The sequence below is a fragment of the Kitasatospora sp. NPDC053308 genome, assembly GCF_055585785.1.
Genome location: NZ_JBVJJY010000019.1, coordinates 131,302 through 144,766, shown reverse-complemented (window position 1 = coordinate 144,766; position 13,465 = coordinate 131,302). Strand labels below are relative to the sequence as shown.

The window sequence follows — 13,465 nt, the reverse complement described above, 5'->3', positions numbered from 1 at the left end:
GGTTACATTCCGAACCCGGAAGCTAAGCCTCACAGCGCCGATGGTACTGCAGGGGGGACCCTGTGGGAGAGTAGGACGCCGCCGAACAATCATTCCAAAAAGCCCCTTCCCGGACCGGGAAGGGGCTTTTTGCGTTAGCCTCTGCCAATGCAGAACCTGACCCTGACCTGGCAGTCCGCCGGGGGCGCCGCCGCCGGCCTCTACGCGGGCGCGTACGTCGCGTCGAGGGTCCGGAAGCCGTGGCTGTCGGCACTGCTGCGGGAGGCCGGCACGCTGCTGGCGCTGTTCGCGCTCTGGCAGTTGGTCGGGCACCTGTCGGTGATGAGCGCGGACCACGCGCTGGACCGGGCGAACTGGATCCATCACGCCGAGCAGGTGATCGGGTTACCGGACGAGGCGTCCTGGCAGGCGGCGGTCATGCCGTACCGGGTGCTGGTGCGGTTGGCGAACTACTACTACGCGGTCATGCACTTCGCGGTGATGCTCGGGGTCCTGCTCTGGGTGTTCCTGCGGCACCGCGAGCGGTACGCGTGGGTGCGGAACACGGTGGTGATCACGACCGCGGTCTGTCTGCTGGTGCAGTTCATCCCGGTGGCACCGCCGCGGATGCTGCCGGAGAGCGGTTTCGTCGACGTGGCCGCGGAGTACGGGCAGTCGGTGTACGGGGGCGCGGTCGGCGGTGTGGTGGTGGCCGACCAGCTGTCGGCGATGCCGTCGGTGCACGTCGCCTGGTGTGTGCTGGCCGCGGTCGCGGTGGTCCGGGTGTCGCGCAGTTCGCTGCGGTGGGTCATGGTGCTGCACCCGGTGGTGACGATCGCGGTGGTCGTGGTGACGGCGAACCACTTCTGGGCGGACGGCATCGTGGCCGTCGCGATCCTTCTCTTCGCCTACGGGGTTCTGGCGTTGGCGGCACGCCGACGGGGTCGGGTCTCCGTCGAGACGGAGACTCGACCCCGCAGTGGTGCCGAGGACCGGTTGGAGCAGGTCGGCTGAGCCCGGCGGGCGGGTCGACCGGACGGGTCGGCTCGGTGGGTCAGCGGAGCCGGGGGCTCACTTGACCGGCAGGGCGAGCTTTCCCCAGGCGCCGTTGCTCAGCGCGGAGGTGGCCCAGTACCAGGCGGCGAGCCCGGAGGCGGCCGCGACCCATCCGGCGAGCTTGGCCAGACCGCCGGAGCTGCCGAAGGTGGCGATGGCGCTGAGCAGCAGGGAGACGGTCAGCAGGCCGTAGACGGCGCGGCCGATCATGCCCGCGCCCCAGCCGGCCGCGGTGAGGGTGAGGGCGAGCAGGGCCCACAGCAGCAGGAACAGACCGGTGGCGTTCTTGCCCGCACCGCCGGCCGCCGACCAGGTCGCCCAGAAGGCGCCGAGGCTGGTGAAGGCGGTTCCGGTGAAGCCCTCGCCGCCGCGGAGCTGCCAGAGGCCCGCGATGAAGAGGGTGACGCCGCCGAGGAGGTGGGCGAGGTGGGCCGCGTCCCCGACGCCGGCGCCGTGCAGGATGCCGGTGGAGAGCAGACCGTAGGCGAGCAGTGTCAGGCCGAGGGCGAGGTAGCCGAGGTTACCCGCGTCGGCTCCGGTGGAGCGGGCGTTCGTTGCCCCGGTAGCGTCATTGCTCACCGGAGGCTCCTTTCACTCTGGGCGCGCGCAGGGCGCAGTAACGCTGTGGTGTCGTTCCGATGAGTGGATGCGCGCGACCGCGCCGAGGGCGCACGGCTGTGAGCGTGCGTGGGCTGCGGTCAGAAGTGAGGGGCCAGCGGAGAGCCCGCTGGTCACGTCCCCGCCGGGGGGTTTCCCGGTGAGATCGGTCTACCCGGCCGAGGGCGCTTGTACCCTTGTGAAGATAACAATTTGTGACTGCGTCAGCTGCGGAACGCTCAGGGCTGGCGCTGGGTGGGCACCCGCAGGGTCAGGATCGCCATGTCGTCGGACGGCGGCTCGGGCGCGAAGCGTTCGACGGCGCGCTGGACCCGGGCGGCGACGGCGCCGGCGGTCAGGCCGGTGCAGCCGGTGAGCACTTCGGCGAGCCCGTCGTCGCCCAGCATCCGCTGCCCCTCGCGGCGTTCGGTGACGCCGTCGGTGACGCAGAGCAGGACCTCGCCGGGGGCGAGCACCAGGCGCTCGGCGGTGAGGTCGAGGTCGTCCATGACGCCGAGCAGGGGCTGGGGGGTCGCGGCGCGGTCGACCTGGCCGTCGGTGCGCAGGCGCAGCGGCAGGGGGTGGCCGGCGCAGACCAGGGAGAGTTCGGTGCTGCCGTCCGGGCGGGGCGTCAGTTCGCCGTAGAGCAGGGTGAGGAAGCGGCTGCGCGAACCCTCGTCCAGGATGGCCGCGTTGAGGCGGCGCAGCACCTGCGGGGCGTCCAGGCCCTCGCGGGCGAGCAGTCGCAGCGAGTGCCGGGCCAGGCCGGTGACCGAGGCGGCCTCGGGGCCGGTGCCGCAGACGTCGCCGATGGCGAAGCCGTAGGTGCCCTCGCGGATGGTGAACAGGTCGTAGAAGTCCCCGCCGACCTCGTTGCCCTCGCCGGCGGCCTGGTAGTACACGTCCACCTCGACGCCGGGGATCTCCGGCAGGTCCGGCGGGAGCAGACTGCGCTGCAGGGCCTGGCTGGTGGCGGTGCGCTCGGAGTAGAGGCGGGAGTTGTCGAGCGCGAGGGCGGCGCGGCGGGAGAGGTCCTCGGCGAGTTCGAGGATCTCCTGACGGAACCGGACCCCGGCCGGGACGCCGAGCGCCAGCAGGCCGATGACGCGGTTGCGGGCGGTGAGCGCGATGGCGACCGTCTCGCCGAGCAGGCCGGCGAGTTCGGGGCTGTCGGTGAGGCCGCCGGCCGCGGCGGTCTCGACCGGCGCCGTCCAGAAGCGGACGCCGTGGGTGGGTCCGGCCTCGGGGACGGGGGTCTTGTCGAGCAGGTCGCGCAGCGGGTCGATGTGGTCCTCGTCCTCGTGCAGGACGAAGGCGAGCCGGGCCGGGGAGGTGTGGTCGGCGGTGGTGTAGACGGCGCACCAGGAGGCGAGGGTGGGGACGGCCATCTGGGCCATCAGCGCGAGGGTCTGCTCGTGTTCGAGGGTGCCGGCCAGCAGGTCGGAGGCCTCGACGAGGAAGGAGAGCGAGCCGCGGCGCAGCCGTTCCAGCTCGGTCAGCCGGGTGCTCTCGACGGCGAGGGCGACCCGGTCGGCGGCGAACTGGAGGCGCAGCGCGTCCTCGTTGTCGTAGCGGCCGGGGGCGGTGGCGGCGATCCCGAGCGAGCCGATCAGGCGGCCCTCGACCTTGAGCGGGACGGTCAGCAGGGAGCGCATGCCGCTGTCGGCGAGCAGGGGCAGGCCGGTGGGGCGCGCGGTGAGGTCCTCGTGGACGGAGGGCAGCCGGGCGGAGTGGTAGCGGTTGCCGGTCTCGACCGGGAAGCGGGCGTGCCGGCGGTGCCCGGAGGTGAGGCCGGTGGCGGCGCGGACCTCGAACTCGCTCTCGTCCTCGGTGGTGAGCAGCAGGTAGGCGGCGTCGCCGTCGAGCAGGTCGCGGGCGCGTTCGACGGTGCGCTGCAGCAGGGTGTCGAGGTCGTCGGTGGCGACCGGGCCGGCCAGCAGGTCGAGCCGGGGGCCGGCCGGGTCGGGGCGCTCGCCGGGCAGGGCGCGGGCGGGGGAGCGCAGGACGGCGCGGTCGGGTTCGAGGACGAGCAGGCAGAGCGTGGAGGGGACGCCCTCGGTGTCGCGCACGCGGACCTGGACGCCGTACACCTCGACCTCGTGCCCGTCCCGGCGGCGGATCCCGTAGCCGCCCTCCCAGCGGGCCAGCCGGAGGGTGTCGGTGAGGCCGAGGCCGCGGCCGGGGGACTGCGGCCAGACGGCGAGGTCGGCCCAGGGGCGGCCGAGGACGGTGGCGGCGGGGTACTGGAAGAGGGCCTCGGCGTCCGGGTTCCAGGCCAGGACGCGGCCGTCCTCGTCGAGCTGGACGACGGCGACGTGGACCGGTCCGGCGCTGCTCGGCAGGTCGCTGCCGGGGGTGGCGGGAACGGCGTAGCGGGTGCCGACCACGTGAGCGGGCAGCTGGAGGCGGAACCAGACGGTCTTGCGGCCGGCTCCGTACTCGACGCCCCATCGCTCGGCGAGGGCGGAGCACATCAGCAGACCGCGGCCGCCCTCGCCGTCGGGGTCGGCGTAGCGGTCGGAGGCGGTGACGGGTCCGTCGCCGAGGGAGGGCAGGCCGCGTTCGGGGTGGTGGTCGGTGACCTCGATCCGGACGGTCTCCTCCTCGCGCAGGCAGCAGACCTCGGCGGCGGTGCCGGCGTGCACGACGGCGTTGGTGACCAGCTCGCTGACCAGGACGACGGCGTCGTCCACGACCTCGGGCAGGCCCCAGCCGAGCAGCGCGTCCCGGACGAACCCCCGGGCGGCGGCCGCGGACCGGCCGTCGGGGTCGAAGGTGGCGGCTGCGCGCGCGGTGACCACGTTGCCACTTCTCCTCTGCTGCTCTTGCCCTGGCTGTCCGGGGTGCGGCGCCGACGCCCCGTGCGCGCCGTCGGGGCAGAGCGGCGGCGCTGGGGTCGGGTTGTGGCCCGGTGCAGCGCTCCACCCTACTTTCCGCTTGGTTCCCCGTGGGGGCGGGGCGTCGAAACAGGCACCTGAGGGTGATTCTGCCCACCTGTTTCGGACGGTGCGGTACCGACCGTGCGCAACCGACCGGACACCGGGCGCCAGTGCTGCCAGACTGGGGGGTCCGCGATGACCGGTACGAGCAGTACGGTCGTGTGGGTGCCGGTGCGCCGCAGGCCGCCGGTACGCAGCCCAACCGGGCCGGTGCCCGGGCGCGTGCCGGGTCCGGCACGGGCGGTCACCGGACAGTTCACGATGTGGGAGGGGCCCGTTGAGTTCGGCCACCAAGGACGCAACCGGTACGACGCCGCCCGCCCAGCGCGGCGGCCGCCCCGGGACCGCGCCGCGGAACGCGGCCGGCCGGCGGGCGAGCCACAACCGCGGCGCGGAGCCCGCCGAGCTGCGCAAGCTGCTGTCCGCGCTGACCGCGATGCGGGACGGCAACTTCCGGCGCCGGCTGACGGTTCCGGGGGACGGGCCGATGGCGGAGATCGCCGCGGTGTTCAACGAGGTCGCCGAGCGCAACCAGCACCTGACCGGTGAACTGGCCCGGGTGCGGCGGGCGGTGGGCCGCGAGGGTCGGCTGAACGAGCGGTTGGAGACGGGCGCGGGCGAGGGCGCCTGGATGGCGGCGGTCGACAACTGCAACGCGCTGATCGACGACCTGGCCCGGCCGATGGCCGAGGTGGGCCGGGTGCTGACCTCGATCGCCGAGGGCGACCTGGACCAGAAGATGGAGCTGCGGTCGCTGCACAGCAACGGGGTGAGCCACCCGCTGCGCGGCGAGTACCTGAAGATCGGCCGGACGGTCAACGGACTGGTCGACCAGCTCTCGGAGTTCACCGACGAGGTGACCCGGGTGGCCCGTGAGGTCGGCACCGAGGGCAAGCTCGGCGGCCAGGCCAAGGTCCGTAGCGTGTCGGGCAGTTGGAAGGACCTGGCGGACTCGGTCAACACCATGGCCGGGCGGCTGACCGCGCAGGTGCGCAACATCGCCCAGGTGACCACGGCGGTGGCCAAGGGCGACCTGTCCCGCAAGGTCACCGTCGAGGTGGCCGGCGAGATGCTGGAGCTGAAGAACACCGTCAACACGATGGTGGACCAGCTGAACGGCTTCGCCGCGCAGGTCACCACGGTGGCCCGGGACGTGGGGACGGAGGGCCGGCTGGGCGGTCAGGCCCAGGTGCCGGGCGTGGCCGGGGTGTGGCGGGACCTCACCGACTCGGTGAACTTCATGGCCGACAACCTGACCGGCCAGGTGCGCAACATCGCCCAGGTGACCACGGCGGTGGCGCGCGGGGACCTCTCGCAGAAGATCGAGGTGGACGCGCGCGGCGAGATGCTGGAGCTGAAGAACACCATCAACACGATGGTCGACCAGCTCTCCGGCTTCGCCGAGCAGGTGACCCGGGTGGCCCGCCAGGTGGGCACCGAGGGCCGGCTGGGCGGTCAGGCCCAGGTGCCCTGGGCGGCCGGGGTGTGGCGGGACCTCACCGACAACGTGAACTTCATGGCGAACAACCTCACCGACCAGGTGCGCAACATCGCCCAGGTGACGACCGCGGTCGCCAAGGGCGACCTGTCGCAGAAGATCCAGGTGGACGCGCGCGGGGAGATCCTGGAGCTGAAGAACACCATCAACACGATGGTGGACCAGCTGGGCGCCTTCGCGGACGAGGTCACCCGGGTCGCCCGGGACGTCGGCACCGAGGGCATCCTCGGCGGCCAGGCGAGCGTGCCCGGTGTGGCCGGGATCTGGAAGGACCTGACCAACTCCGTCAACCTGATGGCCAACAACCTGACCAGCCAGGTCCGCAACATCGCCGAGGTGACCACGGCGGTGGCGCGCGGCGACGTGTCGAAGAAGATCACCGTCGACGCCCGGGGCGAGATCCTGGAGCTGGTGACCACCGTCAACACCATGGTCGACCAGCTGTCGGCCTTCGCCGACGAGGTGACCCGGGTGGCCCGCGAGGTGGGCACCGAGGGGATCCTGGGCGGCCAGGCCAGGGTGCGCGGGGTGTCGGGCATCTGGAAGGACCTGACCGACAACGTCAACTTCATGGCGTCGAACCTGACCGGCCAGGTGCGCAACATCGCCGAGGTGGCCGGCGCGGTGGCCCGCGGCGACCTCTCCAAGAAGATCTCCATCGACGCGCAGGGCGAGGTGGCGGCGCTCGCCGCGACCCTCAACACCATGGTCGACCAGCTCTCCTCCTTCGCGGTCGAGGTCACCAGGGTGGCCCGCGAGGTGGGCACCGACGGCACCCTGGGCGGCCAGGCGAGCGTGCCGGGCGTGGCCGGGATCTGGAAGGACCTGACCGACAACGTCAACCTGATGGCCAACAACCTCACCGGACAGGTGCGGAACATCGCGCTGGTGATCACCGCGGTGGCCCGCGGTGACCTCTCGCAGAAGATCGACGTCGACGCGCGCGGCGAGATCCTGCAGCTCAAGACCAGCATCAACACCATGGTCGACCAGCTCTCCGCCTTCGCCGACGAGGTGACCCGGGTCGCCCGCGAGGTGGGTACCGACGGGCGGCTCGGCGGCCAGGCCCGGGTGCCCGGGGTGGACGGCACCTGGCAGGACCTGACCGAGTCGGTGAACGAGCTGGCCAACAACCTGACCCGGCAGGTGCGCGCGATCGCGCAGGTCGCCACCGCGGTGACCAGGGGCGACCTGAGCCTGCGGATCGATGTGGACGCCGCGGGCGAGCTCGACGAGCTCAAGGACAACATCAACCAGATGATCGCCAACCTGCGCGAGACCACCCGCACCAACCAGGAGCAGGACTGGCTCAAGACCAACCTCGCCCGGATCTCCGGCCTGCTCCAGGGCCGCCGGGACCTGGAGGCCGTCGCCTCGCTGATCATGACGGAGCTGACCCCGGTGGTCTCCGCCCAGCACGGGGCCTTCTTCCTCGCGCAGCCGGCCGGCCGCACCGCGGAGCTGATCACCGAGGACGACGACGAGAACGACACCGTGCTGCGCCTGATCGGCAGCTACGGCTACCAGCGGCGGGCGATGCCGACCACCTTCCGCCCCGGCGAGTCGCTGATCGGCCAGGCCGCGGTGGAGAAGCGGGCGATCATCCTCAAGGAGGCGCCCCCCGGATACCTCAAGATCGCCTCCGGCCTCGGCGAGGCCTCCCCGGCCCACATCGTGGTGCTGCCGGTGCTGTTCGAGGGCCGGCTGCTGGGTGTGATCGAGCTGGCCACCTTCAGCTCCTTCACGACCGTCGCGCTGGACTTCCTCAACCAGATCGCCGACCTGATCGGCGTCACCGTCAACACCATCAGCGTCAACACCAAGACCGAGGGCCTGCTGCTGGAGTCCCAGCGACTCACCGCCGAACTCTCCATGCGCTCCGCCGAACTGGAGGCGCGCCAGGAGGAACTGGAGCGCACCAACGAGGAGTTGCAGGAGAAGGCCGAGCAACTCGCCCAGCAGAACCGCGACATCGAGATCAAGAACAGCGAGATCGAGGAGGCCCGCCAGGTCCTGGAGGAGCGCGCCGAACAGCTCGCCCTGGCCTCCCGGTACAAGAGCGAGTTCCTCGCCAACATGTCGCACGAGCTGCGCACCCCGCTCAACTCGCTGCTGATCCTGGCCAAGCTGCTCTCCGACAACAACGAGGGCAACCTCTCGCCCAAGCAGGTCGAGTTCGCCGACACCATCCACGGCGCCGGCTCCGACCTGCTCCAGCTGATCAACGACATCCTCGACCTGTCCAAGGTCGAGGCCGGGAAGATGGACGTCCGTCCGGCCCGGATCGCCCTGGTCCAGCTGGTCGACTACGTCGAGGCCACCTTCCAGCCCGTCGCGCTGGACAAGAACCTGGCCTTCGCCGTCCGGGTCTCGCCCGCGCTGCCCGTCACCCTGCACACCGACGAGCAGCGGCTCCAGCAGGTCCTGCGCAACCTGATCTCCAACGCGGTGAAGTTCACCGACGCCGGAGCCGTCGACTTCTCGATCCGCCCGGCCGGCCGGGAGGTCCCGCAGCACGTGCGCGAGCGGCTGCTGGAGTCCGGCTCGATCCAGGACCCGGACGACGAGCTGATCGCCTTCGCGGTCTCCGACACCGGCATCGGCATCCCCGAGAACAAGCTGCGGGAGATCTTCGAGGCGTTCAAGCAGGCCGACGGCACCACGAGCCGCAAGTACGGCGGCACCGGCCTCGGCCTGTCGATCAGCCGCGAGATCGCCCGGCTGCTCGGCGGTGAGATCCACGCCGAGAGCGAGCTGGGGAAGGGCTCCACGTTCACGCTCTACCTGCCGCTGCGCACCGAGGCCCCGGACGCCACCGGGGAACCGCGCCAGGCCGGGTCGAACGGCCCGGTGCCGCGCGCCTCGGTCGGCGTGACCCCGGTGGGCCTGCCGGTGCCGGTCGGCGAGAACCCGGCCGACCACTGGGCCCAGGAGGTCCGCGAACTGGCCGAGGAGCGCCGCCGCGGCGCGGTGGAACGGCGGCGCAGCGCCGCCCTGGAGGCGGCCGCCGGGCCGCGGACGGTGGAGCCGGCCCAGCCCCGGCCGGCCAACGGGGACCGGCGCTTCGACGGCCAGCAGGTGCTGATCGTGGACGACGACGTCCGCAACGTGTTCGCCCTGACCAGCGTGCTGGAACAGCACGGCCTGACCGTCCTGTACGCCGAGAACGGCCGCGAGGGCATCGAGATGCTGGAGCAGCACGAGAACGTGGCGCTGGTCCTGATGGACATCATGATGCCGGAGATGGACGGCTACGCGACCACCGAGGCGATCCGCCGGATGCCCCAGTTCGCCGGCCTGCCGATCATCGCACTGACCGCCAAGGCGATGAAGGGCGACCGGGAGAAGTCCCTGGAGGCGGGCGCCACCGACCACATCACCAAGCCGGTGGAGACCGACCACCTGCTGTCGGTGATGAGCGAGTGGCTGAGCGGGGACCGCGGGTGATGCCGGGCGCCGGGGGCGCGAACTCCCGCCCTGGCCCCGGGGTTCGCGCCTGCCGGCCGGTCGGTTTGCTGGCGGTCGGGCCCGGGAACCGGGTAGGGTCACCGATCGTTGCGAACAGTGACCGAATGGCGACGCCCTGCTGAGCGTGCGCCGGAGCACTGGCCGCACGCGCTCCGGACCGGTTCGCGACGGAGCGATGTGCCGGGCGAGGGGGTGCGGCTAGCATGACCGGGGTAGCGGTGGGCAGTACGCGGGTGCCTGCACCGGGAAGCAGGCAGGCGACAGGAGGGCGAGCCCTGATGCAGAAGGCGAAGATCCTCCTGGTCGACGACCGACCGGAGAACCTGCTGGCGCTGGAGGCGATCCTCTCCGCCCTGGACCAGACGCTGGTGCGCGCCGCCTCCGGCGAGGAGGCGCTCAAGGCGCTGCTCACCGACGACTTCGCGGTGATCCTGCTGGACGTCCAGATGCCCGGGATGGACGGCTTCGAGACCGCCGCCCACATCAAGCGCCGCGAGCGCACCCGGGACATCCCGATCATCTTCCTGACCGCGCTCAACCACGGCCCGCACCACACCTTCCGCGGCTACGCGGCCGGGGCCGTGGACTACATCTCCAAGCCCTTCGACCCGTGGGTGCTGCGCGCCAAGGTCTCCGTCTTCGTCGACCTGTACGTGAAGAACTGCCAGCTGAAGGAGCAGGCCGCGCTGCTGCGGCTGCAGCTGGAGGCCGGCGGCGGCGAGCCGGCCCTCGGCGGGGCCCTGCTGGGCGAGCTGTCCGCCCGGCTGGCGGCGGTCGAGGAGCAGGCGGAGTCGCTCGGCAAGCAGCTGGACGGGGTGGAGGACGCCGGGGTGGCGGCGACCGCCGCGCACCTGGAGCGCAAGCTCGCGGGGCTGCGCCGGGCGCTCGACGCGATGCGCCCCGGAAGTTCCTGATCCGCCGCCCCGGCTCACCCGCCCGGGTGGTTCCGTACGGCGACCCGGGTGAATCCCGGTCAGGGTGACGGTGTGTCTGCGACACGTCCGGGCGGCCCGACTCGGGCGCATGTGCTCCGGTGGTCCCCACCGGTAGGCTGCTGACCCATGGCCACTCGCACGCCCGGGAACGCAGCACGTAAGACGAGTCCGGGACCGTCCAAGAAGGCCGCGGCGAAAGCCCCGGGCAAGCCGCCCGCGAAGAAGGCGGCGGCGAAGAAGGCGGCTCCCGCGAAGAGGGCGGCGGCCGCGTCGGCTCCGCCGCCCAAGCCGTCCCGGTCGGTGCTGATGGGCGCCCTCAACGCCCTGGCGAGCCCGATCGCCGCGATCTTCCGGGGCTTCGGCGACGGTGCCAAGAACCTCGATCCGGCCCACCGCAAGGACGGGGTCGGCCTGCTGCTGTTCGCGCTCGCGCTGGTGACCGCGGCCGGCACCTGGTTCAGTCCGCAGGGCTGGCTGGGCGAGGCGGCCACCGCGGTGGTGTCCGGGCTGTTCGGCCGGCTCGACGTGCTGGTGCCGTTCCTGCTGGCCGCGATCGCGATCCGGCTCTGGCGCCACCCCGAGCTGCCGGAGGCCAACGGCCGGATCGTGATCGGGCTGAGCGCGCTGCTGGTCGGCGTCCTCGGCCTGGTCCACATCGGCTGCGGCGCGCCCATGATGGGCAGCGGCGCCTCCCGGATAAGGGCGGCCGGCGGGATCGTCGGCTGGGCCGCCTCCACCCCGATGATGGCCGCCGCCGGGCCGGCCCTCGCGGTACCGCTGCTCCTGCTGCTGGCCTTCTTCGGTCTGCTGGTGGTCACCGCCACCCCGGTCAACCGCATCCCGGAGCGGCTGCGGGCGCTCGGGGTACGGCTCGGCGTGGTCGAGCCGGGGCCCGAGGACGAGCTGCGCCGGGGGCGTGCGCCGGAGCGTGAGCTGTCCACCGAGCCGCCCGAGGACGCCGACCCCGACGCCCTGCCGTTCACCGTGGACAGCGACGACCCGACGGACGAGGTCGCCGCCCGTCGGCGCCGGCGTCGGCGGCGGCAGCCCGACGCGGACGAGCCGGAGCAGGCCCTGCGGGTCTCCCTGGACAAGGAGCCCCTGGACCCGTACGCCACCCGCGACCTGGCCGCCGGCGCGGCCGCCGACCTGGACGGCGCCCTGGTCTACGGCGTGCCCGCCTCCTCCGCGGTGGCGGACATGATGCACCAGGTGCAGGACCACACCGCACCGCCGGAGGAGCCCGCCGTCCCGGCCGCCCGCAGCGGCGGCCCGGGCGCGCCGGAGGAGCACGGCCCGGCGCCGGTGCGGATGGAGCAGCTCCAGCTCGGCGAGGGCGTCACCTACGCGCTGCCCTCGCTCGACCTGCTGGAGCGCGGCGGCCCGGCCAAGGCCCGCAGCGCCCTGAACGACGAGGTGGTCGCCCAGCTCACCGGTACCTTCGCGGAGTTCAAGGTGGACGCCAGGGTCACCGGCTTCACCCGGGGCCCGACGGTCACCCGCTACGAGGTCGAGCTCGGCCCGGCGGTCAAGGTGGAGCGGATCACCGCGCTCGCCAAGAACATCGCGTACGCGGTGGCCAGCCCGGACGTGCGGATCATCAGCCCCATCCCGGGCAAGTCCGCGGTCGGCATCGAGATCCCCAACCGGGACCGCGAGATGGTCAACCTCGGCGACCTGCTGCGCTCGCGCGCGGCGGCCGAGGACCGGCACCCGATGGTCGTCGGCATGGGCAAGGACGTCGAGGGCCACACCGTGATGGCCAACCTCGCCAAGATGCCGCACATCCTGGTGGCCGGCGCGACCGGCGCGGGCAAGTCGTCCTGCATCAACTGCCTGATCACCTCGATCCTCGCCCGGGCCACCCCGGACGAGGTCCGGATGGTCCTGGTCGACCCCAAGCGGGTCGAGCTGACCGCGTACGAGGGCATCCCGCACCTGATCACGCCGATCATCACCAATCCCAAGAAGGCCGCCGAGGCCCTCCAGTGGGTGGTGCGCGAGATGGACATGCGCTACGACGACCTCGCGGCGTTCGGCTTCCGGCACGTGGACGACTTCAACGCGGCGGTGCGGGCCGGCTCGGTCACCCCGCCGCTGGGCAGCGAGCGGGAGCTGCGGCCGTACCCGTACCTGCTGGTGATCGTCGACGAGCTGGCCGACCTGATGATGGTCGCGCCGCGCGACGTCGAGGACTCGGTGGTCCGGATCACCCAGCTGGCCCGCGCGGCCGGCATCCACCTGGTGCTCGCCACCCAGCGGCCCTCGGTGGACGTGGTGACCGGTCTGATCAAGGCCAACGTGCCGTCCCGGCTGGCGTTCGCGACCTCCGCGATGGCCGACTCCCGGGTCATCCTGGACCAGCCCGGCGCGGAGAAGCTGATCGGCAAGGGCGACGCGCTCTTCCTGCCGATGGGCGCGAGCAAGCCGATCCGGATGCAGGGCGCCTTCGTCACCGAGGCGGAGATCGCCAAGGTGGTGCAGCACTGCAAGGACCAGCTGAGCGCCGTCTACCGGGACGACGTGGTGGTCGGCGGCGGGCCGAAGAAGGAGATCGACGAGGAGATCGGCGACGACCTGGACCTGCTGATCCAGGCGGCCGAGCTGGTGGTCTCCACCCAGTTCGGCTCGACCTCGATGCTCCAGCGCAAGCTGCGGGTCGGCTTCGCCAAGGCGGGCCGGCTGATGGACCTGATGGAGTCGCGCGGGATCGTCGGCCCCAGCGAGGGCTCCAAGGCCCGTGACGTCCTGGTCAAGCCGGACGAGCTGGACGGGGTCCTGGTGACCCTGCGGGGCTGAGGGCGCGGCGGGGGCTGACGGGCCGTGCCGTCCGGTGCCTGCCGTCCGGTGCCGCGGGCCCCGGACGGCCCCGTGTCCCGGACGAGGTGTCACTCGTTCGGAGGAGGGCGGGCGCCGTTCGGGGAGCCCCGGGGAACCGGAGATCCGTACGCCGCGTCACAGGCCGGAGAGTGAACCCCGGGGCCCCGCCGGGG

6 protein-coding genes and 1 rRNA gene are annotated in these 13,465 nt (G+C 72.4%); 5 read left to right on the top strand and 2 right to left on the bottom strand.

Annotation, left to right across the window (positions count from 1 at the left end):
* Positions 1–87, top strand: a 5S ribosomal RNA gene (rrf, locus tag ACZ6Y7_RS31360); the annotation flags it as partial.
* A gap of 60 nt (positions 88–147) precedes the next feature.
* Positions 148–993, top strand: coding sequence for a phosphatase PAP2 family protein (locus ACZ6Y7_RS31355; protein WP_465761320.1), 846 nt, complete (start codon positions 148–150; stop codon positions 991–993).
* A 57-nt stretch (positions 994–1,050) separates the two neighbouring features.
* On the opposite strand, the gene ACZ6Y7_RS31350 is transcribed toward ACZ6Y7_RS31355, so the two are convergent.
* The gene (locus tag ACZ6Y7_RS31350) at positions 1,051–1,614 is read right to left on the bottom strand and encodes a GPR1/FUN34/YaaH family transporter (protein WP_465761319.1); all 564 of its coding nucleotides are present in this window, start codon (positions 1,612–1,614) and stop codon (positions 1,051–1,053) included.
* A 257-nt stretch (positions 1,615–1,871) separates the two neighbouring features.
* Complete coding sequence (locus tag ACZ6Y7_RS31345) at positions 1,872–4,433, bottom strand: SpoIIE family protein phosphatase (RefSeq protein WP_465761318.1); 2,562 nt, start codon at positions 4,431–4,433, stop codon at positions 1,872–1,874.
* Between the two features lie 574 nt (positions 4,434–5,007).
* Between ACZ6Y7_RS31345 and ACZ6Y7_RS31340 the strand changes: the two genes are divergently transcribed.
* The 3 genes from ACZ6Y7_RS31340 to ACZ6Y7_RS31330 all read left to right on the top strand — a co-directional run bounded on the left by ACZ6Y7_RS31340 (position 5,008) and on the right by ACZ6Y7_RS31330 (position 13,271).
* Positions 5,008–9,516 (top strand): HAMP domain-containing protein, encoded by a 4,509-nt coding sequence (locus tag ACZ6Y7_RS31340; protein WP_465761330.1) that lies wholly within the window; start codon positions 5,008–5,010, stop codon positions 9,514–9,516.
* 296 nt (positions 9,517–9,812) lie between these two features.
* Positions 9,813–10,451 carry a response regulator gene (locus ACZ6Y7_RS31335; RefSeq protein WP_402226766.1) on the top strand — a complete coding sequence of 213 codons (639 nt, stop codon included), beginning with the start codon at positions 9,813–9,815 and terminating at the stop codon, positions 10,449–10,451.
* A 147-nt stretch (positions 10,452–10,598) separates the two neighbouring features.
* Positions 10,599–13,271, top strand: a complete 2,673-nt coding sequence (locus tag ACZ6Y7_RS31330) for a DNA translocase FtsK (RefSeq protein WP_465761317.1) — start codon at positions 10,599–10,601, stop codon at positions 13,269–13,271.
* The last annotated feature ends 194 nt before the right edge of the window (positions 13,272–13,465 follow it).